General features: G+C 34.5%; 20 protein-coding genes and 2 pseudogenes. 17 read left to right on the top strand and 5 right to left on the bottom strand.

Annotated elements, in window-relative coordinates; translation table 11 throughout:
- Positions 1-14: 14 nt before the first annotated feature.
- The 5 genes from FD18_RS02020 to FD18_RS02040 all read left to right on the top strand — a co-directional run bounded on the left by FD18_RS02020 (position 15) and on the right by FD18_RS02040 (position 3729).
- Positions 15-530 carry a folate family ECF transporter S component gene (locus FD18_RS02020; RefSeq protein ID WP_218824133.1) on the top strand — a complete coding sequence of 172 codons (516 nt, stop codon included), beginning with the start codon at positions 15-17 and terminating at the stop codon, positions 528-530.
- A gap of 29 nt (positions 531-559) precedes the next feature.
- The gene (tsaB, locus tag FD18_RS02025) at positions 560-1285 is read left to right on the top strand and encodes a tRNA (adenosine(37)-N6)-threonylcarbamoyltransferase complex dimerization subunit type 1 TsaB (protein WP_057718311.1); all 726 of its coding nucleotides are present in this window, start codon (positions 560-562) and stop codon (positions 1283-1285) included.
- The gene (rimI, locus tag FD18_RS02030) at positions 1269-1826 is read left to right on the top strand and encodes a ribosomal protein S18-alanine N-acetyltransferase (protein WP_057718312.1); all 558 of its coding nucleotides are present in this window, start codon (positions 1269-1271) and stop codon (positions 1824-1826) included. Before tsaB ends, rimI begins: the two co-directional genes overlap by 17 nt.
- The gene (gene tsaD, locus FD18_RS02035) at positions 1823-2869 is read left to right on the top strand and encodes a tRNA (adenosine(37)-N6)-threonylcarbamoyltransferase complex transferase subunit TsaD (RefSeq protein WP_057718313.1); all 1047 of its coding nucleotides are present in this window, start codon (positions 1823-1825) and stop codon (positions 2867-2869) included. Before rimI ends, tsaD begins: the two co-directional genes overlap by 4 nt.
- A 236-nt stretch (positions 2870-3105) precedes the next feature.
- Positions 3106-3729 (top strand): hypothetical protein, encoded by a 624-nt coding sequence (locus FD18_RS02040; protein WP_057718314.1) that lies wholly within the window; start codon positions 3106-3108, stop codon positions 3727-3729.
- A gap of 92 nt (positions 3730-3821) precedes the next feature.
- On the opposite strand, the gene FD18_RS02045 is transcribed toward FD18_RS02040, so the two are convergent.
- Together FD18_RS02045 and FD18_RS02050 are read right to left on the bottom strand one after the other, a co-directional pair.
- Positions 3822-5195, bottom strand: a complete 1374-nt coding sequence (locus FD18_RS02045) for a ClC family H(+)/Cl(-) exchange transporter (RefSeq protein WP_057718315.1) — start codon at positions 5193-5195, stop codon at positions 3822-3824.
- Between the two features lie 101 nt (positions 5196-5296).
- Complete coding sequence (locus tag FD18_RS02050) at positions 5297-6289, bottom strand: GMP reductase (RefSeq protein ID WP_057718316.1); 993 nt, start codon at positions 6287-6289, stop codon at positions 5297-5299.
- Positions 6290-6478: 189 nt separating this feature from the next.
- On the opposite strand from FD18_RS02050, the gene FD18_RS02055 reads away from it, so the two are divergent.
- The 10 genes and pseudogenes from FD18_RS02055 to FD18_RS02095 all read left to right on the top strand — a co-directional run bounded on the left by FD18_RS02055 (position 6479) and on the right by FD18_RS02095 (position 14787).
- The gene (locus tag FD18_RS02055; protein ID WP_057718317.1) at positions 6479-7768 is read left to right on the top strand and encodes an adenylosuccinate synthase; all 1290 of its coding nucleotides are present in this window, start codon (positions 6479-6481) and stop codon (positions 7766-7768) included.
- A 3-nt stretch (positions 7769-7771) separates the two neighbouring features.
- Positions 7772-9067, top strand: coding sequence for an adenylosuccinate lyase (purB, locus tag FD18_RS02060; protein ID WP_057718318.1), 1296 nt, complete (start codon positions 7772-7774; stop codon positions 9065-9067).
- 77 nt (positions 9068-9144) lie between these two features.
- Positions 9145-9888, top strand: a complete 744-nt coding sequence (locus tag FD18_RS02065; RefSeq protein WP_057718319.1) for a hypothetical protein — start codon at positions 9145-9147, stop codon at positions 9886-9888.
- 16 nt (positions 9889-9904) lie between these two features.
- Complete coding sequence (locus tag FD18_RS02070; protein ID WP_057718320.1) at positions 9905-10354, top strand: bis(5'-nucleosyl)-tetraphosphatase; 450 nt, start codon at positions 9905-9907, stop codon at positions 10352-10354.
- A gap of 118 nt (positions 10355-10472) precedes the next feature.
- Positions 10473-10772 carry a type II toxin-antitoxin system RelB/DinJ family antitoxin gene (locus FD18_RS02075; protein ID WP_014567149.1) on the top strand — a complete coding sequence of 100 codons (300 nt, stop codon included), beginning with the start codon at positions 10473-10475 and terminating at the stop codon, positions 10770-10772.
- Positions 10772-10906, top strand: a complete 135-nt coding sequence (locus FD18_RS10320) for a hypothetical protein (RefSeq protein ID WP_268766056.1) — start codon at positions 10772-10774, stop codon at positions 10904-10906. Before FD18_RS02075 ends, FD18_RS10320 begins: the two co-directional genes overlap by 1 nt.
- Before the next feature lie 15 nt (positions 10907-10921).
- Positions 10922-11080: pseudogene (locus FD18_RS10010) on the top strand (type II toxin-antitoxin system YafQ family toxin); the annotation flags it as partial.
- 99 nt (positions 11081-11179) lie between these two features.
- Positions 11180-12367, top strand: a complete 1188-nt coding sequence (locus FD18_RS02085; protein ID WP_057718321.1) for a CaiB/BaiF CoA transferase family protein — start codon at positions 11180-11182, stop codon at positions 12365-12367.
- 138 nt (positions 12368-12505) lie between these two features.
- The gene (locus FD18_RS02090; protein ID WP_057718322.1) at positions 12506-13327 is read left to right on the top strand and encodes a helix-turn-helix domain-containing protein; all 822 of its coding nucleotides are present in this window, start codon (positions 12506-12508) and stop codon (positions 13325-13327) included.
- 206 nt (positions 13328-13533) lie between these two features.
- Complete coding sequence (locus tag FD18_RS02095) at positions 13534-14787, top strand: MFS transporter (protein ID WP_057718323.1); 1254 nt, start codon at positions 13534-13536, stop codon at positions 14785-14787.
- Between the two features lie 58 nt (positions 14788-14845).
- Here FD18_RS02095 and FD18_RS02100 read toward each other — a convergent pair.
- Positions 14846-15334, bottom strand: a pseudogene (locus FD18_RS02100) (ABC transporter C-terminal domain-containing protein); the annotation flags it as partial.
- Between the two features lie 325 nt (positions 15335-15659).
- Between FD18_RS02100 and FD18_RS02105 the strand changes: the two are divergent.
- Together FD18_RS02105 and FD18_RS02110 are read left to right on the top strand one after the other, a co-directional pair.
- Positions 15660-16478, top strand: coding sequence for a helix-turn-helix domain-containing protein (locus FD18_RS02105; RefSeq protein WP_057718325.1), 819 nt, complete (start codon positions 15660-15662; stop codon positions 16476-16478).
- Between the two features lie 117 nt (positions 16479-16595).
- Positions 16596-17060, top strand: coding sequence for a hypothetical protein (locus FD18_RS02110; protein WP_057718326.1), 465 nt, complete (start codon positions 16596-16598; stop codon positions 17058-17060).
- Positions 17061-17153: 93 nt separating this feature from the next.
- Here FD18_RS02110 and FD18_RS02115 read toward each other — a convergent pair whose 3' ends face one another.
- Positions 17154-18446, bottom strand: a complete 1293-nt coding sequence (locus tag FD18_RS02115) for an extracellular solute-binding protein (RefSeq protein ID WP_057718327.1) — start codon at positions 18444-18446, stop codon at positions 17154-17156.
- A gap of 110 nt (positions 18447-18556) precedes the next feature.
- Positions 18557-20482 carry an ABC-F family ATP-binding cassette domain-containing protein gene (locus FD18_RS02120; RefSeq protein WP_057718328.1) on the bottom strand — a complete coding sequence of 642 codons (1926 nt, stop codon included), beginning with the start codon at positions 20480-20482 and terminating at the stop codon, positions 18557-18559.
- Positions 20483-20510 lie beyond the last annotated feature (28 nt).

Consider the following 20510-nt stretch of genomic DNA (forward strand, 5'->3'; position numbering starts at 1 on the left):
AGGTAGGGATGCCGATGAAGACAGGAATAAAGAAAATAGATTTGCAGGGCTTAGTTACTCTGGCATTACTGGTAGCAATGAATGTTGTGCTACAAAAAATATCGTTTGGTCCAGCTACAGTAAAAGTAGGATTGGGATTTATTGGAAGTGCATTATTGGCTTATTATTTTGGTCCTTTCTGGGGCGGAGTTGGTGCAGTACTAAGTGATTTATTAAAATCAGCTGTTTTTGGCGTTGAGGGTGGATTTTTCCCAGGATTTATTCTCTCAGCAATAGTAGGGGTTGTGATTTATGCGATCTTTTTATATCAAAAACCAATTAAATGGTGGCGCATTATTGCTGCAACTTTATTAGTGACAATAGTTGTTAATGTATTAATGAATACATATTGGATTCATCTATTATATGGGTTAGATTTAAGAGCTGCATTTTTACAAAGAATATTAAAGGAATTAATTGTACCTTGGATTCAAATTGTCCTCCTTTACGTAATTTTAAATGCTCTACAACGTGTTAAAATAAAAAGGTAATTTTGATAAGTATTAAGGATAGAGTTTAAATGAAAATATTAAGTATCACGACTGCAACCAATCATTTGAGCGTAGCACTAAATGATGGAGATAAAATTTTTGAAAAAAATGAAGAGGATCATCGTAATCATAGTGAACATTTAGATCCTTTAATTAATGAATTATTGAGAGAAAATAACCTTACCCTAAAAGATATCGATCGCTTTGCTGTCGCAGAAGGTCCAGGTTCTTATACAGGATTGAGAATTGGTATTACAACTGCTAAGATGTTTGCTTCTATCTTGAATAAGGATTTAGTAGGCGTGTCAACTTTAGCTGCTTTAGCTAATGGTGTAAGTGATGGTGTGATTGTAAGTGAACTTGATGCTCGCAATAAGAATTTCTTTGCAGGAGTTTATCGAAAAGTAGATGGTAAGCTAGAAAACTTAGTTCCGGATGGTCATTATCATATAGATGATTTAATTAACAAAGTTAAAGAGTTAAATTTACCTGATCAAGTTATCTTTGTAGGAAGCTCCATTGATAAGCATCATGATGAGATTGCAGAATTACTAGGTTCAGATAATTTTGTTCAAGCAGAAAGCGATAATCAAATTCACGCTGGTGAAATTGGTAAGTTAGCACTTAATAAAGAAGCGGTTGATCCTGATAAGATGGTGCCAAAATATTTAAGACGTACGCAAGCTGAAATTGATTGGCATAATAAGACTGGAAAGGCTTTTGGTTCAGATAGCGACTATGTTGAGGAAGTTTAGTTTATTTTTTCATCCAGTAGAAATTGACTTAAGTTTTTCACCTTTTGCTTTGAGGTTAGAAAATGAAACTTATCAGATTATGAAGGCTAGCGATGAAAATATTGCAGACTTATTGAAATTAGAGCAAGAGGTATATTTTGGCAGAACTCCTTGGGGTCGGTTTTCTTTTAAGAGTGAATTAAAAAAGCATGCCAATTCTTTATATTTAGTAGTTTATCAGAGGTCAACCCTAGTTGGCTTTGTTGGAATGAGAATGCAAGCGCAAGAGGGACATATAACTAATATTGCGGTAAAGCCAAGCTTTCAAAGAAGAGGAATTGGTGAATTTTTGCTCAGGACAATGATTGAAATGGCGCGAAAAAATCATGCAGTTCAGATGACTTTAGAAGTGCGAAGCGATAATTATAATGCTCAAAGCTTATATCGAAAACTTGGGTTTAAGGATAATTTTATTCGAAAAAACTACTATATTACAGAACAAGCTGATGCAGTAAATATGCTTAAAAAATTAACAGATAAAGAACAGGAAGAAGTAAATTGACAAAAAAAGATATTCGAATTTTAGCATTTGAAAGTTCATGTGATGAAACTTCTACCGCAGTCATTAAAAATGGCCGTGAAATAGAAAGCTTGATTGTAGCTACGCAAATTAAAAGTCACCAACGTTTTGGTGGAGTAGTACCTGAAGTTGCAAGTCGTCACCATATTGAAGTAATTACTCAAATTACTAAGGAAGCTTTAGCTGAGGCAAACACTACTTGGGATGATATTGATGCAATTGCAGTTACCTATGGACCAGGACTAGTTGGAGCCTTGTTGATTGGGGTTAGTGCTGCAAAAGCTGCTTCAATGGCAACTGGGATTCCGTTGATTGGCGTTGATCATATTATGGGCCATATTATGGCTGCTCAATTAAAGGATGAAATTGAATATCCAGCTCTAGCTTTGCAAGTTTCTGGTGGACATACTGAGATTGTCTTGATGAAAGATCCTATCCACTTTGAAATTGTGGGCGATACGAGAGACGATGCGGCTGGTGAAGCATACGATAAGATCGGTCGTGTGCTAGGAGTTAATTATCCAGCTGGTAAAACCATTGATGAATGGGCACATAAAGGTAAGGATACTTTCCACTTCCCACGAGCAATGATGGAAGATGATGATTATGATTTCTCATTCTCAGGATTAAAGAGTGCCTTTATCAACACTTGCCATCATGCAGATCAAATTCATGAAAAGCTTGATAAGTACGATTTAGCTGCAAGTTTTCAGGCTTCGGTTGTTGATGTGTTGAGTCACAAGACAATTAGAGCGATCAAAGAATATAAGCCGAAGACATTCATCTTGGGCGGCGGTGTCGCCGCGAATCACGGCTTACGCGATAGATTAGCAGAAGAAATTGAGAAGTTGCCTGCTGATATTAAGCCAAAGATGATTTTACCAGACTTGAAGCTTTGCGGAGACAATGCGGCAATGATTGGTGCTGCAGCATATAACTTGTACAAAGCTGGTAAGTTTAGTGATGAGAATTTGAATGCAGATCCATCACTTGAGTTGCCATATGCAGAGAGTATGTTGAAATAGAAGGTAGTAGTTATAAAGAGAGTCGAACAGGGATGTTTGGCTCTTTTTTGTAGAATGTTTTTGTTTTCTAGTTTTAAATAACTAACACATTAATATTTCATCAAACCCAAGCAATTTCTTCGTTGCTTGGGTTTTCTTATTTCAATCAAATGCCCACAAGCCCTTATTTTGCCGTTTTATAGCAATTATTGTTATAATAAATATGGAAGATAAATAGTCTTGAGGAGGGAATTAGTATGAAAGATGAAGCTCAATCTCCACAGGAAGAAACTCCTAACACTTATTGGCGTTGGTTAGTAGAATCATGGCGCTATCCTTTAGGTCACAATCCTGCAGAGAAGTGGTACGGAGTTGTTACCTTATTAGGTGAAGATATTGTATTATTCATTGGTTTAGCAGTTGCAGGTAATTATATTGCTAACCTGTTTGACATGCCATTAGTACACCATGGATCTGGTGCAACTTTCTGGGCAATAGTAATTTTATTTGTTGTTCAGCTTATTACAATTCTTTGTTCCATGGTTGGTCACTTATTCGTGTTTGGTAACACAGGTGGCTTCTGGCAGTATGTTAATAAGGTTGCTCAAGTAACTAACTGGAACTTCTGGATTGCAATTTGTGCATTCTTTTTCTTAATTTTGAGTTTAAGCTCAGGCTTGCTTGGATTTGGAGAAGTTTTAGTTTGGATTTTCTATGCATTATTTGCATTGGGATCATTTCTTTTAGTTGTTTGCCCAGATCCGGGAACGGAAAAGATGATTCACGACCCATTCTGGGGAGCAGTTATTTACTTAGTAATGGTAGCTGTAGTTTATGCCATCATTTGGGGCATAGCATTAAGTATTTTAATTAACTTGTAGGAGAATCATTATTTCCTATATAAAAAGGTGTTGATCATCTTCGCTTATTGCGATGAATGATTAACACCTTTTGTTTTGAAAATATTTATGAATTATTCTTCTGCATGTTTGACTTCAGGTAAGTTAGATAACTTGTGATAATTCATCTGAATTCTTAAAGCTGCGTAAATTGGTTTTCCACCTAAGAGATCTAACACAAAGTAAGCGATAAAAGTAGTAATCAGCATTGGGAAGATCTGCTCAACTGACCCAACCATTTCTGTTAAAAGCGTTAAAGCTGTAAAAGGAGCCTTTTCGATTGCACCAAAGTAAGCACACATAGAAGTGACAATTATAATGCCGTAACAACGCTTAGGGGCAATATTAAAGTGAATCATAATTACTGCAAATATAACGCCCAGAAGTGCTCCTAGAACTAAGATTGGCATAAAAATACCACCAGGTACAGAGGCACCATAAGAGATCATAGAAAAGATAAAGCGAACAATAAACCAAATTAATGGAAGTAACATTAAACTCAAAGTCCCCGTTTGGATATTTTTCATGAAAATCGGTTCAAAAAGACTAGAAATGAAATCATGAGAACCGCCAAGTAAAGTTGCATTCCATAAACCAATTGGAATTACTAGGAGTAAAGGGATGATACTGTGATAAATCTTAGGTATCTTAGTAAGTTTTGAATAAACTGGCTTCAGACTTAAGAGACAATATTGATAGAGATGAGCCAGTAAGCCTAATGCCACGCCCATAATAGTAACAAACCAATAGGAGGTAAGTGGCAAGGATTTTTCTAAAGGAAGATAAAGGCAAGGCTGAGTACCAAAAAAGAATAGTGTCATTAAGTCGGAAGACATAGCGGCAGCTAGGGCCGTCAAAACTTCTTTGGGTGTAAAGTTAAAGGTTATTTCTTCTACTAGAAAGAAAACCCCAGCTAAAGGAGCCGAAAAAGCTGCACTAAGGCCAGCCGCTATACCGCAGCCTTGCAGGCGCTTAAGATCATCCGGATCGGCATGGAAAAGATTTTCACCAAAAGCTTGCCCCACCATTGCACCCATTTGAATACAAGGACCTTCACGTCCTAAAAATAGACCGGGACAAATTGCAAGAAGTCCACCTACATATTTTCGCCATAAAATGCTCCACCAATTCATCTTGTTTTCATTAAGCATTACAGCTTCAACTTGAGGTACACCAGAACCAGTAATGTTATTCAACACTGGTTTAATGACTTGACCAAGGATAAAAACAATTAATAAAGTAGCAATAACATACGGAATTAAGTAGATTGGCTTTTGACGCATTAAAGGATAAATGAAAAAGAGAAATTTCATTGTGTGGTCAATAATCCATCGAAAGGTACCAACAATTAGGCCCGTTATCATTCCAATCATAATCCCTTGTAAGAAAATAAAGAAAAAGTTTGATGTAAACGGCTTAGCTAAGACTTGCTTGGCAGTTTTAATCATTTCTTCACCAGCTTTCTAAAAATTACTTATTAAGTTTAGTTTACATCAATTAATATTTAAGCCAATAAAAATAACGATAGCTGTTTGACATCGTTATTGATTTACTTATCGCCATCAAAAATAGAAGATTTTACAATAACATAATCTACTACACGGATTGCACTTAGATCTTTACCACCAGCATAGGAGATTGAAGATTGTAAATCTTCCTGCATTTCACGCAAGGTATCCTTAATATAACCACGGTAAGGAACTAGCATTTGCTTTCCTTCAACATTACGGTAAGCTCCTTTTTGAACCTCGGAGGCTGACCCCCAGTATTGCTTATATCTCTTACCATCAATTGTAATTAAGTTGCCAGGAGATTCTTCATGTCCTGCAAATAGAGATCCAATCATTACCATTGAAGCGCCAAAGCGAACAGACTTGGCAATGTCACCGTTGTGGCGAATACCACCGTCAGCGATCAATGGCTTTCTGGCTGCTTTAGAACACATTCTAAGTGCTGCTAATTGCCAGCCTCCGGTACCAAAGCCAGTTTTTAACTTAGTAATACATGCTCTACCAGGGCCTACGCCGACTTTAGTTGCATCAGCTCCAGCGTTTTCTAATTCACGAACTGCTTCAGGAGTTGCAATGTTGCCAGCTGTTAAAAATGTATCAGGCAACTTATCTTTAATGTATTTAATCATCTTAATTACATAATCTGAATGGCCGTGAGCTACGTCGATTGTAATATATTCAGGAATAATCTTTTCTTTAGCTAAGTAGTCAATAAAGTCATATTCGCTATCTTTAATTCCAACTGAAATTGAGGCAAATAAACCTTTATCATGCATCGTTTTAATAAAATCAGCTCGTTTTTCTGGATAAAAACGGTGCATTACATAATAATACCCATTTTCTGCTAGCCAAATAGCTAGATCTTCATCAATAACGCTTTCCATGTTTGCTGGAACGACAGGAATTTTAAATGTCCGGCTTCCAAATTTAACACTAGTGTCAGCTTCCTTACGGCTTTTAATGATGCATTTATTCGGTACAAGTTGAATATCATCATAATCGAAGGCTTCCATACTAAAGTAATTGCTCATGTAATATACCTCATGCTTTTTTAAAACTACATGAGTTAATATACGGGGGTTGTTAGGTAAAGTCAAGAGCAAAAATGAATGTTTATTTTATTAGTTATTAAAAACGTTCGGAAATAATTGACTATTGAAGCTTAGATTGTTAAACTAGTCTTCGGTTTTAAGAAAATGATTTTTATGAGGTGAAATCAAATGACAGCAATAGCAGTTGTAGGTAGTCAATGGGGCGACGAAGGAAAGGGTAAAATTACTGATTTCTTAAGTAAGGATGCAGCCATGGCTGTACGTTCAAATGGTGGTAACAATGCAGGCCACACAATTGAAATTGGTGACAAGACTTTCAAGATGCGCCTAATTCCATCTGGAATTTTTGCTGCTAAGAAGGGTGCTGTAATTGGTAATGGTGTAGTTATCAATCCAGAAGTAATGTTCGGAGAATTAGACAACCTTGAAAAAGAAGGTATCGACATTAGTGGCTTAAAGATTTCTAATCGAGCACATGTAATTATGCCATACCACATTTTGCAAGATACTTATCAAGAAGAAGCTAAAGGTGACAAGAAGATCGGAACTACCAAGAACGGTATTGGTCCTTGTTACATGGATAAGGCTTCAAGAATTGGTATTCGCGTTTGTGATTTACTTGAAAGAGATACTTTTGAAGAAAAATTACGTACTAATTTAGCTGAAAAGAATGCTTTATTCACTAAGGTTTATAACAAGCCTGCACTTAAGTTTGAAGATATTTTTGAAAAGTATCTTGAATATGGTCAAAAGATGAAGAAATACGTTACTGATACTTCAGTAGTGGTAAATGAAGCTTTAGACAATGATGAAAAAGTCTTATTCGAAGGTGCGCAAGGTGTAATGCTTGATATTGATGAAGGAACTTATCCATATGTAACTTCTTCAAACACTATTTCAGGCGGAATTGCTTCTGGTATTGGAATGGGTGCTAACCGCTTAAATACTGTAATTGGTGTCTGCAAGGCTTACACTACTCGTGTTGGTGAAGGTCCATTCCCAACTGAATTATTAGATGAAGTTGGCGATCGCATTCGTGAAACTGCTCATGAATATGGTACTGTTACTGGTCGTCCACGTCGTGTTGGTTGGTTTGACTCAGTAGCTCTTCGTCACGCAAAACGTGTTGCTGGTATCAATGCCTTAAGTTTGAACTTATTAGATGTATTTTCTGGTTTTGAGAAGATTAAGATTGCTACCGCTTATGAACTTGATGGTAAGAAGATTGACTACTACCCAGCAAGTTTGAAAGAATTATACAGATGTAAGCCTGTTTATGAAGAACTACCTGCTTGGGATGAAGATATTACTAATGTAAAGACATGGGAAGACTTGCCAGAAAACGCTAAGAAATTCTTGAACCGCGTTTCTGAATTAGTTGGTGTTCCTTTAGTTACTGTTTCAGTTGGTCCAGATCGTGAACAAACTATTGTTTTGAAGAATCCATGGGAAATGTAATTTATGCTTGAACGTTATACTCGTCCAGAAATGGGCAAAATTTGGTCGTTAGAAAATAAATATAATGCTTGGCTAAAAGTTGAAATTGCGGCGACTAATGCATGGGAAGAACTGGGTGAAGTTCCTGCTGAAGACGCTAAGAAGATTGCTGACAATGCTTCTTTTACAGTAGAGCGTGTTAGTGAATTAGAAGCTATTACTCACCACGATGTAGTTGCTTTTACTAGAACAGTTTCTGAAAGCTTAGGAGAAGAAAAGAAGTGGGTTCACTTCGGCTTAACTTCAACCGACGTTGTAGATACTGCACAAGGTTATATCTTAAAGCAAGCTAATGAGATCATTTTGAAAGACTTAGAGGCTTTAAAAGAGACTATTGCAGATAAGGCTAGAAAATATAAATACACTGTTGAAATGGGACGCACTCACGGTGTTCAAGCAGAACCAACTACTTTTGGTTTGAAGCTTGCTCGCTGGTATGCCGAGATTAACCGTGATATTGAACGCTTTAAAGTAGCTGCTAAAGATGTTGAATCTGGTAAGATTTCTGGTGCTGTTGGTACTTTTGCTAATGTCCCACCAGCAGTTGAAACTAGCGTTTTAAAGCAGCTTGGTTTAACTCAGCAACCAGTTACTAGTCAGGTTTTGCCAAGAGACTTACATGCATACTACATTGCTACGATTGCTTTAATTGCTACAAGTATTGAAAATTGGGCAACAGAAATTCGCGGTTTGCAACGTAGTGAAATTCATGAAGTTGAAGAACACTTTAGAGCTGGTCAAAAAGGCTCTTCTGCAATGCCTCACAAGCATAATCCAATTGGATCAGAAAACTTATGCGGTATGGCTCGAGTAATGCGCGGCTTTATGGTGCCAGCTTATGAAGATGTGGCTTTATGGCATGAGAGAGATATTTCTCATTCAAGTGCTGAGCGTGTAATTTTACCTGATGCAACAATTGGAATAGATTACATGCTAAACCGCTTTAACCGGATTTTGACTAACTTAGATGTTTTCCCTGAGACAATGCTTAAGAACATGGATCGTACTTATGGTTTGATTTATTCACAACGTGTGCTCTTAAAGTTAATTGATGAAGCAGGCTTATCACGTGAAAAAGCTTACGATATGGTGCAAAAATTAGCTAATAAGTCATGGCAAGAACAAACTTCATTTAGAAAGCTAATTGAAGATAGTGAAGTTATGAATTACTTGTCTGAAGACGATTTAGATGATGCATTTGATTATCATTATCACTTGAAGCATGTTGATGAAATTTTTGAAAAGTGCGGTTTAGACTAAGATAGAAACTAAAACGTTTTGTTAGATATAATTATGTCTGACAGAACGTTTTTTATTTTGGGGAGGAAAATATATTAATGAATCAAGAACTACTAAATAAACTTGAGCATTTAACTGAAATATATAAATCAGGGTACTGGGGAAGCAATGTGCCAGAAGATACACGTCCTCAAAATTTAGATCCTAATTCTGAAGAAAATGCTATTTTTTATACATTGCCAACTGCTTTAGATTATCAACGAAATTCTAATACCTTGTGGAAAAGTGCTACGGCTACTTTTGAAGATAATGAAACTAGCTTTGTATTTAATCCACAAGAAGTGATGAATAAAGATTTTATTGAAGTACAGGCAGCCTTAACTAAATATAGTTTGGCTTTGCAGAAAAATAAGCAGACACAAATTTGGATTAGATTTTGTCAGACTTTAGATAATAATTTCAATGGGAAAGTAACTGATTTTTTTGCTTATTTTGACAATGATGTTCAAAAAGTTCGTCATTATATGCAGGTAGAGAGGAAAAAGGATTTTCTATACCTGTCTGGTAAAAAATTGTGTAATTACTGGCTATATGTGATGTATCAGTATACGAATCTACCTTTGATTAATACTGATCAAATTTATATTGCTGCAGATCGTCATATTATTAGAGCTACGCATAAACTTGGGCTGATTACAGATGAAGAAGTAGAAAGTACAAAAGTACAGGATTATGTAATAAAAGCTTGGATTGAAGCGCTAAAGGGTACCAATTATATACCTATTGATTTTCAATCTGCCCTTTGGTTATGGGCAAGGAATGGATTTAAAGAAGAGTTGTAATTAAAGGAAAAATATCATGAAACATGAACATTCAGCAGGCGCAATTATCTGGCGTAAGCAAAATAATGAAATCCAATATCTATTAGTTCAAAGTCAGCCTTATAAGCAATTTAAAAGTGCATGGGCTTTTTCAAAAGGACATCTTGAAGCAGGAGAAACAGCGCAAGAAGCTGCAAAACGAGAAATTTTTGAAGAAGTAGGTTTGAAGCCTGAATTTAATTTTGATTTTAGTAAAAGCTATTCATATCAAGTTACTTCAGAAATTGAAAAGACCGTAACTTTATTTTTAGCAAAATACAATCCTCATCAGGAAATAAAACGACAAGAAAGTGAAATTAGGCAGACTGCTTGGCTAAACTATGAAGATGCACAAAAAAGAATCAGAGAGCAAAACTTTAAGGAATTTAGTTTTGAAGATTTATCCTTTATTCTGGAGAAGGCTAATGATTATTTAAATGGATATTGATTCTGAGAATAATCAGTGTGATGAGATTTTCTATAATTTAAGCAAGATTATATCTAGTTAAAATTAAATACAACGTATATAAATTGTAGTATAATTTTAGAAAAGGAGAGTGATTAATATGGCACATACATATAGTTATCGTGCAGATTCTAAAGATCATGATGAAGTTAAAAGAATTTTAGATAATCTCGGTTTAGACATGTCTACTAGTATTAAAATGTATTTTAAACAAATTATTAGACATAATGGAATTCCCTTTTCAGTAACCAATTCTAATACGCTTACAGACGATACTAAGAAAGCTCTTTTACTGGCAGAAGCTAAAGATATGGGCTTAATTGAAGACGATACTCCAGCCTTTAAAGATACTAATAAATTGATTAGTTATATGAAAAAACGTGCAAAGGAATTAGAGTAATGTATGAAATAAAGGCCAAAGATACTTTTATTCAGGATGTAAATCGTTGGAGTAAGAAAGTTCCTGAGTTATGGGATGAAATTCAAACAATAACTTCATATATGCAAGAAACTGGAGAAATACCGGAAGAATAGGATCCACATCTTTTAACTAATGAGGAATTGAATTATGTAGGATATTTTGAATTTCATTTATTTGAGGGGAAACTTGATTTGCTTGTTATTCATACAAAAAACAAAAATAAAAAAGTCTTTCGATTGGTTAGACTAGGGTCTCATAATGAATTATTTCATTCTGATTTACGATAATTAAAATTAAAGTCGTCGATATCAAACGGCTTTTTATTTTGCTCATTTTTATCTAAAATAAGACTTGAATACAATTAAAATAAGAAAGCGTATATAAAAATGTCAGAACCAAATTATGCCAAGTTAGAAGCAAATAATCCTCATTTAGATAAAGATAAGCCATATCCACTAGCAGGAATCTTAGTTGTGGACTTCACCCATGTCTTGTCAGGTCCAACTTGTACAAGAATGCTTGCCGACGCAGGTGCACGAGTAATTCATATTGAAAGAAAAACAGGGGATGATACCCGCCACATGGGACCATACATTGCAGATGGTTCAAGTGAATACTTTAGAATCTGTAATGCAGGTAAAGAATCAATTGCTTTAGATTTGAAAGATCCAAAAGATCATGCTTTAGTCGAAAACATGATTGCTAAGGCTGATATAGTTGTAGAAAACTTCCGTCCAGGTGTAATGACACGCCTAGGATTTGATCCAGAAGAAATGGTTAAAAAGTATCCAAAGCTAATATTTGCTTCTATTTCTGGTTTTGGTCAATACGGACCATGGTCTAAACAGGCGGCTTACGATACCATTGTTCAGGCAGTATCTGGATTAATGGATGCTACAGGTGAACCAAACGGTAAGCCAACACGTGTTGGAACTTCAGTTTCTGATGTTGTTGCAGGAATCATGGGCTATAGCGCGATTACCACTGCTTTAGTAGCAAGAGAGCGAACAGGAAAGGGTACAACTGTAGATGTTTCGATGCTAGATTCTACCTTCTCTTTAATGGTGCAAGACCTAATGATTGCTCTTGGGCCACATGAAGTACCACACAGAATTGGCAATCGTCATCCTGATATGTATCCGTTTGATACTTTTGATTGTCAAGATCAGCCAATTGCTATTTGTTGTGGAAATGATCATTTATGGGGATTATTATCTAATGCATTAGGGCATGAAGAATGGATTAATCAAGCAGATTTTAAGACAAATGATTTGCGTGAGAAAAACTGGCAAAAAGTTAAAAATGCAATGCAGGATGTACTTAAAACTAAGACTGCTGCTGAGTGGGATAAGATCTTACATGAAGCAGGTGTGCCAGCTGGTTTAGTTTTGAATGTGGATAAGACCAGACGCCTTGATCAAATTATTGAGCGCGGGATGGTTAAGACGCTACCTGATGGCAATGAAGTTTTAGGTTCACCACTTAAATATGGAACTTGGAATTCTTATGGATTGCAAAAAGATGCACCAGAACTAGACGAACAAGGTGAGCAGATTCGTAAGGAATTTGAATAAAAGCAGACATGAAAAAAGATCAAGATTTTCTATTTTTTGAGAATCTTGATCTTTTACTTTGTGGGAAAATATTTATATATAATGATTTAAAATTTTTTTGCGATAAAATTGATTAAATTTTTAGAGATGAGGATCAAAATGACTATTGGAGAAGCATTAAAAAGAGAAAGAGAAAGTTTAGGATTGACTCAAGAAGAAATGACGAAGAATGTTATTCAAAAGAGTCATTATTCTAAAATAGAGCGCAATATTGAAGGAATTTCAGCAGATAGTTTGTTTAAAATTCTGTTTGCACATCATATTGATGTTGATGAATTTTTAGAAAGTATAAAAGATACATATACTTCTAAAGAAGATGTTACAGCCGGCTTATTAGAAAAAAGGATGATGAATGCTTTTAATACTTCAAATACTGAAGCAGTCAAGAAATGTTTAGCAGAAATTCTTGAATTGGATGAAAATCTTATTTTTAAATATCGTGCGCTCATCGCTGTTGCTACCTTTGACGGGAATTTGGATCAATTAAGCGAAAATACAAGAAAAAATATAGTTAAAAAATTCAACGATTTTAACAACTGGGTGGAAAATATCGATTCATTACGTTTGTTAGCTAATTGTATGTCTGTATTTACTCAAGCGCAATTAGATAATAATATAGATTATTTATTAAATTATTATAGAAAAAAAGATGATCATCCAGAAATAAAAATAGAAAGAGTAGCAATTATTTGCAATAACTATTTATATTATTGTTATTATTCTGATGTTAATGGAGATAATATAAAAAAGTGTTTAGATTATTTAAAGAATTTACCTAAGAATATCCATTTTCTTTTTTATCATATTAGCTGTAATTTTTATACTAACTTATTTAACGGAAATAAAAAAGAGGCAATAGATATAAAGGAATCACTATGTAAATGGGGATATGAAAACAGAGTTAAAAGTTGGAAAGTGTAATTTAAGTTTCGCATAGCAAAACTTAAATATGAAATTGAAAAATATGTGTAATACTAATATCAAATAATTAAGAAAGAAGAAAAACATGATCTGGGAAGTACCCATTATTATAAATTAGTGGTAGATTTCCATTTTTACCAAGGGAAGAAAACTGGAAAGAAAGCTTTCAACACGAACTTGAAATAGAAGATTCTTAGGATAAAGCTATGACAAAACAAACAAAAAAGAAAGATGTTTATAATTTATTATTTGGTAGAATATCTACCAATATTGCTGATAGTTTATTTTATATGGCTATACTATGGCACTTTAAAGAAGTATCGCGTTCGCCTTTTATCGTATCAATAATTTTTGCAGTAGCATCAGGAATTGATATGATTTCATTTGGATTTGGACCACTAATCGATCGAATTTCCATCAAAAAACTTCTAGAAAGTTCAACTTTTCTTCAAGCTGCTATTAGTGTTATTACATTTTTAATTCTATACTTACGTATTGATAATTTAATCATCAGCATCATTTTAATAACTTTATATATTGCCTCAACTATTCTTTCAGCCATAATTTATCCAGCAGAATATAAATTGTTGCCTTTATTTGTGTCAGAAAAAGAGTTACTTCGTTTCAACGGCATTTTTCAATTAACATATAGGGTTTTAGATTTGCTATTAGATGCTGGAGTAACAGTAATTATAACTTTAACATCTATTCCGATTACTGTAGTTTTATCTGCTATAGTATTCGCAATTGCACTTAAGTTCTATGGAAGTCTGAAAATAAATTTAGCTGCAAAAGAATTTTTAGAAGAGGACGAATACTTTACTGGTTCTTATCGTAAAGATATGGCATTAGGTTGGAAAACTTTACGTAAAGAGAAAAATATATTGGAATTAATTTTGCCAATTGCCTTTACTAATTTCTTTTATGGTATCTTTTCGGTGGGATTACCTTATTTTGCTCAAAGCTATATTCGTGATTCAGCTTTAGGATATGGAACGCTGTTATTTACGTCCTCTTTAGGAAGCATTGGGGGTACGTTATTAGTTCAACGTTTTAAAATCGGAAAGAAAGATATGCAAATTTTTATTGCAATTTGTTTCTTAGGAGCAGGAATTTTTAGAGTATTAGTTCCCATTTCTATTTATCTTAACATTTGGGTATTATTGGTTGCATCAGCGATTTCTTCAATGTGGATTACCATGATGAATACCAATTTTGAGGCCTTAGTTCAAACTAGCTTTTCCTCATCAATTTTAGGCAGAGTCGAAACTATAAATGATAGTATTCTGTCAGCCATGATTCCGATTGGTACATTAGTTGGTGGATGGATTATTAAAGTTAGTGGTTCATTAATGACTCAATATATTTATGGAGCAGCATTATTATTAAGTGCGGTTTACTACTTCTTAATTTTAAAGGATAAAAAACAAAAAAATGTTTCTGACAATGAAATAGAATAAAAATAAACATGAAAAAAGATCAAGATTTTCTATTTTTTGAGAATCTTGATCTTTTACTTTATTCAAATTCATCTAGGGTTTCTAAGGCATTTTCCCAGTCAGTATTTGCCTGGTCTAATTGCTCTTGAACAGCGGATAATTTTTCTTGGAGTGGTCCAAGCTTTTCAAATGAAGCGGCAATATCTGGATTTTCCATTTCAGTTTGGATTTCTTGTTCTTCTGCTTCTAATTTTTCAATCTTAGCCTCGGCATCGCTAACTGCACGTTCTAGTTTTCTCTTTTGAGAATCGCGTGCCTTTTGTTCTTGATAGGAAAGTTTACCTTTATTTTGATTAGCACTAGTAGCACTTTCAGTTTGTTCAGCTTTTGCTTCTTGAACAGCCGCAGCTTGTTTAGCTTTTTCATCTAAGTAGTAGGAATAATTACCATTGTAAATCTTAGCGTGACCATCACGAACTGAAATAATCTTATTAGCTAACTCATTAATAAAGTAACGGTCATGAGAAACAAAAAGCAAGGTTCCATCGTAATTATCTAGTGCTTCTTCTGAATGGTTAAATTATCACGCTACTCAAGAAAGAATTAGAAAGCAAAACTTTAAGGAGTTTAGATCTGAAGACTTGTCAGCAATTTTGGATAAGGCTAATGATTATTTGGTGAGGCGTGAGGGATAGAAGGAAACACACTTTTGAAAAAATTAGACAGAAACTTAGGATTAGTTTTAAACCAGAGATATAGAGGAATTAACAACCAAAAGTAACTAATTAACACGAGTCAAATTAATCATCTAGATAAAGAATTCAGTTTTCTGAATTCTTTTTTTGTTATAAAATTAATAAAAAATAAATAAAAGTAAATAAGGAGATGAGATTATGAAAATTGGACAGGCGTTAAAAGAAGAACGTCAAAAATTAGGCTTAACTCAGGAACAGATGATAAAGGGCATTATTAACAAGGGTCATTATTCAAAAATAGAGCGTGGATTAGAAAGTACTTCAATTGATACTTTATTTAGAATTCTTTTGAAACACCATATTGATATCAGTGATTTTTTTAATAAAGTTAAGTATGATTACTATACGTCTGAAGATAAAAAAGCTGAAGAATTGAAGCAAAAGATGTTGCATGCTTTTAATAACAATCAAAGGGAAAAAGTAGGAATTTATTTAAATGAAATCCTAGATTTAAAAGAGCATCAACTTTTTAAATATCGAACAATAATTGCTATTGCTTCTTTAGAAAATAGCTTATCTGACTTAAGTTTAGCCTTTAAAAATAAAATAGTTACTAGATTTTCAGAACATGAAAATTGGGTGGAAAATATCGGTGCATTACAATTATTTTCTGATTGTATGAAGATATTTTCTTTAGAGCAAGTAGACTATTTTCTTGGTCAATTATTAAAACATTATCAAAAGAATTCTTGTTCTGAGAGTATGAGGGAAAGAGTAGCAATTATTTGTAATAATTATCTTTGTTATTGCTATAAGCAAAAATTAAACGGAGATAATATTGAAGCTGCATTAGATTATTTAGCGAGCTTAGAAACGACTACTCATTTTTTGCTTTATCGAATTTGTCATGAGTTATATTTTAATTTATTTAGTGGGAATACAGAAAAAGCAACTCAAATAAAAAAATTGCTGATGAAATGTAGATATAAAGATTGTATGGAATATTGGCAAATTTAGTTGTGTATAGCACAACATAATGAATAAAAACTGAAAAAGCGGTGATAATTATAAACAACAAATGATAAATATAAATTTATTATTTGTGTAAATATTTCTAGATAGGAAAAGTGAGCTATGAAAAATAAAAAACTATTTGTGGCTACTTTTGTAGCATTATTGCTTTTCGTTGGTGGAGGAGCATGGTTTTATCATAATCAGACCACGGTTCCTGAGGAATGGGTTGGTCAAAGTCTAATGACTTTAGAAAAAGAAGATAACCGGTTAAGTAATTCTTTTTATTTAATGTTTGATAAAAATACTGCTTATATTGCCACACGCTTAGGTGGCAATGAAGAGAGCAAGCCATCAAAATTAAGTAAAGATATTTTAAATGCCTTTTCGAAGAATGGAAATACTCGACCACAAGCTGGTGAATGGGTGAAATTAGGACGGGTTAAAACTGAGCGATTGAAAGATGGCTATAAAATTAAAACAAGGAAAGTAACCTTTGATTTAAAAAAGGCTTCTAATGGAGCATACCAAAGTCAAGATGGTACTTACTGGCAATTAGTTCCTAAAGGGGTGGAAAATAAACAATAAAAATGGACATTAGCGATATTAATATTAACCGTATACAAAAATATGCCTGATTGGACCAAGATAGATCTAATTAGGCATATTTTTTATGTTTAATTATTGTTTCCAGCTAGCATCAAATTTTTGCTTGGCAGTCTGAATAGCTGGATTAATATTTTTCTTCTTTTTAGCATCAGCTAAGATTGCTTGCATACTTGCTTGAACTTGGTCATAAGCAGGTGTGGCATTCTTAGTTACTGGTAAGAAGTACAAGTCTTTAGTAGTCTCAGCCAAGATTGCTGATACTTTACTTGTATTAAGTGACTTGTAAGCTTGTGAGTTTAGGACTTGCGTATTAACTGGCATATAGCCGGTAGTTTTAGTCCAGTAGAATTGTTCTTTCTTACTGGTCAAGAATTTTAGATACTTGAAGGCAGCTGACTTTTGTCTAGCGCTAGCCTGGTTAAACATATAAATATCAGTTCCTTGTTGCGCATTAACCTTGCTTGGACGAGGGGCAATGCCAAATTGATATTCTTTCTTCAAGCCTTGTTTTAGATATGCTTCATTAGCAGTTGAACCGATAAACATTGCTACCTTACCAGAATTAAATGGGGTAGACATATATTTTTCAGTACCAGCTTGCATGAAGTAGCCCTTACGAACCCCATCAGCGTAGTAGTCAATTACTTCTTTTGAATCTTTACCAGAAAAGTTAATCTTCTTAGTAAAGTTGATGCCTTTTTCCTTCATCCCCAACATATAGTAATTGTTTAAAGCATCAAAACCAGCCCCAGTTACTTGATGGTCACTCTTTTGATAGATCTTTTCAGAAGCAGACTTAAGCTCGCCCATTGTTTGCGGAACTTTGAGATTATATTGATCTAGTAAAGTCTTATTATAGAAAAGTACTTCAACTGACTTATTGAATGGGACTCCGTATTGAGTATTGTTAATTTTTGCGCCGTTCCAAAGTGCTTGCTTAATATTACTTTTAGCATAGGAGCCCCAGCCAAGGTCATCATTTTTAACATAAGGAGTGAGGTCAACTAGCATTTTTTGCTTAGCGGCATTATACAACCATCCTGGATAAGCCTGGGTGATAGTCGGCAAATTATCAGGTGATTGCATTGTTGAGGAAAGCTTAGACTGAAGATCCGCATAATTACCGCCTTGGCTTTCAAGCTTGATCTTGATTTTTGGATTTTCTTTTTCAAAGTCCGCAGTCATCTTCTTGAGGGCTTTTTCAGAAGAACCGGTTAATGAATACCAAAAAGTTACCGTAGTATTCTTGGTAATCTTAGTCGGAATTTTGCTACTAGACTCCTTAGTTTGAGTCTTAGAGCATCCAACTGCTAAAAGTGCCGTTCCAATTGCGGCAAGAGTTAACATCTTTTTTCTAAATTTCATTTTTCTTCTCCCGTCAATTCATTTTGACAGGTACTATTTTAACATGAATTTAAAATTAGCCGAAAATTTTTAAAATAATAAAAAACCATCCCTCATCGGATGGTCAAAAATTATTCAAATTCATCTAGTGCCTCTAAAGCATTTTCCCAGTCAGTATTTGCTTGATCTAGTTGCTCTTGAACAGCAGATAATTTTTCTTGAAGAGGTCCAAGCTTTTCAAAAGAAGCAGCAATATCTGGATTAGCCATTTCAGTTTGAATCTCTTGTTCTTCATTTTCTAATTTTTCAATTCTAGCTTCTGCATCACTAACAGCGCGTTCTAACTTACGTTTTTGTGAATCACGAGCCTTTTGCTCTTGATAGGAAAGTTTACCCTGATTTTGATTAGCACTAGTAGTACTTTCAGTTTGTTCAGCTTTTGCTTCTTGAACGGCAGCAGCTTGTTTAGCTTTTTCATCTAAGTAGTAAGAATAATTACCATTGTAGATCTTAGCGTGACCATCGCGAACTGAGATAATCTTGTTAGCTAACTCATTAATAAAGTAACGGTCGTGAGAAACAAAGAGCAGGGTGCCGTCGTAATTATCTAAAGCTTCTTCAAGCACTTCTTTAGCTTCAATATCTAAGTGGTTGGTAGGTTCGTCCATTAATAAGAAATTGTCTTTTTCAAGAGACAAAACAGTTAGAGTAAGTCGAGCCTTTTGACCACCAGATAATTGACCAACAGTCTTATCGATATCTTCGGCAGTGAATAAGAAGGAAGCCAAAATAGAGCGGACATCTTTTTCAGGCATTGTCTTGTGACGATCCCAAATTGTATCAAGAACAGTCTTTGAAGGATCTAAACTTTGGAGCTCCTGATCATAATAACCAATATCTAAGCTTGCGCCATATTTAATTGAGCCATCTTTTGGTTCAAGTTTTTTCATAATGGTCTTGAGCAAGGTAGACTTACCAATTCCGTTAGGGCCGATAATAGCAACGCGGTCATTCTTATTAACTTGGAAGTCGATATCAGAAACCATTACTTTATCAGGATAGCCGATAGTCAGATCCTTAGCGATCAGTACTTCTTTTCCAGAAGGACGTTCGCTAGTGAAGTTAATACGAACTTTTTGTTTATGCTTAGGTGGCTTAATTCGCTCCATCTTGTCTAAAACCTTACGTCTACTTTGAGCACGTTTAGTAGTAGAAGCACGAACTAGGTTTTTTTGAATAAACTCTTCTTCCTTTTTGATCTTTTCTTGTTGCTTTTCATAAGCAGCTTCTTGCTGGCTATCCATCAATTCACGTTCTTTAACGTATTGGCTGTAATTACCCTTGAAAGTAGTTAATTTACCGAAGTTTAATTCGAAAATTTGATTAGCTAAGTGATCTAAGAAGTACTGGTCGTGGGAAACAGTAATAATTGCGCCTTGATAGTTTTTCAAGAATGCTTCTAACCAATCTAAAGTGTCTAAGTCAAGGTAGTTAGTAGGCTCGTCAAGTAATAATACTGGTGGCTTTTGCAAAAGCAATTTAACAAAAGCAAGTCTCGTCTTTTCACCGCCAGAAAGGGTGCCAATTACTTTATTCCAAGTATTTTCTTTGAAATTGAATCCGTTAAGAATACTTTTAATTTCAGCTTGGTAGGTAAAGCCGCCTTCTTGTTCAAAGTCGTAGGCTAATTGATCATAACGCTTGAGCAATTCTTCATCTTCGGGATGGTCGGCAATTTGCTCCTGCATTTTGGTGATCTTTTTATTTTTTTCAATTAAATCATTAAAAACAGTAAGCATTTCATCCCAGATTGTTTTTTCTTCATCGAGACCATTTTCCTGGGCGATGTAGCCGACTTTCAATCCCTTATTAATAGTAAATTGACCACTAGTTGGTTCTTGTTGACCAGTCATGATCTTTAATAAGGTAGTCTTCCCAGCTCCATTAGGTCCGACAAGACCGATTCTGGCATTGTCAGGAACTGAGAAAGAAATGTTACTGAAGATAGTATTGCCTCCAAAACGTTGTTCGAGGTCTTGAGCTTGTGCAATAATCATAATTATTTTTCTCCTAGTGCTTATTTTA

Origin of the sequence: Lactobacillus taiwanensis DSM 21401, assembly GCF_001436695.1 — a bacterium.
GTDB lineage: Bacteria > Bacillota > Bacilli > Lactobacillales > Lactobacillaceae > Lactobacillus > Lactobacillus taiwanensis.

Bases quoted from the DNA above. Each gene is read 5' to 3' on its own strand.
- purB (WP_057718318.1), top strand. From the start codon at position 7,772: ATGCTTGAACGTTATACTCGTCCAGAAATGGGCAAAATTTGGTCGTTA.
- FD18_RS02055 (WP_057718317.1), top strand. From the start codon at position 6,479: ATGACAGCAATAGCAGTTGTAGGTAGTCAATGGGGCGACGAAGGAAAG.
- FD18_RS02050 (WP_057718316.1), bottom strand. From the start codon at position 6,289: ATGAGCAATTACTTTAGTATGGAAGCCTTCGATTATGATGATATTCAA.
- FD18_RS02065 (WP_057718319.1), top strand. From the start codon at position 9,145: ATGAATCAAGAACTACTAAATAAACTTGAGCATTTAACTGAAATATAT.
- rimI (WP_057718312.1), top strand. From the start codon at position 1,269: ATGTTGAGGAAGTTTAGTTTATTTTTTCATCCAGTAGAAATTGACTTA.
- FD18_RS02105 (WP_057718325.1), top strand. From the start codon at position 15,660: ATGAAAATTGGACAGGCGTTAAAAGAAGAACGTCAAAAATTAGGCTTA.
- FD18_RS02115 (WP_057718327.1), bottom strand. From the start codon at position 18,446: ATGAAATTTAGAAAAAAGATGTTAACTCTTGCCGCAATTGGAACGGCA.
- FD18_RS02095 (WP_057718323.1), top strand. From the start codon at position 13,534: ATGACAAAACAAACAAAAAAGAAAGATGTTTATAATTTATTATTTGGT.
- FD18_RS02045 (WP_057718315.1), bottom strand. From the start codon at position 5,195: ATGATTAAAACTGCCAAGCAAGTCTTAGCTAAGCCGTTTACATCAAAC.
- FD18_RS10320 (WP_268766056.1), top strand. From the start codon at position 10,772: ATGTATGAAATAAAGGCCAAAGATACTTTTATTCAGGATGTAAATCGT.
- FD18_RS02070 (WP_057718320.1), top strand. From the start codon at position 9,905: ATGAAACATGAACATTCAGCAGGCGCAATTATCTGGCGTAAGCAAAAT.
- FD18_RS02020 (WP_218824133.1), top strand. From the start codon at position 15: ATGAAGACAGGAATAAAGAAAATAGATTTGCAGGGCTTAGTTACTCTG.
- FD18_RS02075 (WP_014567149.1), top strand. From the start codon at position 10,473: ATGGCACATACATATAGTTATCGTGCAGATTCTAAAGATCATGATGAA.
- FD18_RS02110 (WP_057718326.1), top strand. From the start codon at position 16,596: ATGAAAAATAAAAAACTATTTGTGGCTACTTTTGTAGCATTATTGCTT.
- tsaB (WP_057718311.1), top strand. From the start codon at position 560: ATGAAAATATTAAGTATCACGACTGCAACCAATCATTTGAGCGTAGCA.
- FD18_RS02085 (WP_057718321.1), top strand. From the start codon at position 11,180: ATGTCAGAACCAAATTATGCCAAGTTAGAAGCAAATAATCCTCATTTA.
- FD18_RS02120 (WP_057718328.1), bottom strand. From the start codon at position 20,482: ATGATTATTGCACAAGCTCAAGACCTCGAACAACGTTTTGGAGGCAAT.
- FD18_RS02090 (WP_057718322.1), top strand. From the start codon at position 12,506: ATGACTATTGGAGAAGCATTAAAAAGAGAAAGAGAAAGTTTAGGATTG.
- FD18_RS02040 (WP_057718314.1), top strand. From the start codon at position 3,106: ATGAAAGATGAAGCTCAATCTCCACAGGAAGAAACTCCTAACACTTAT.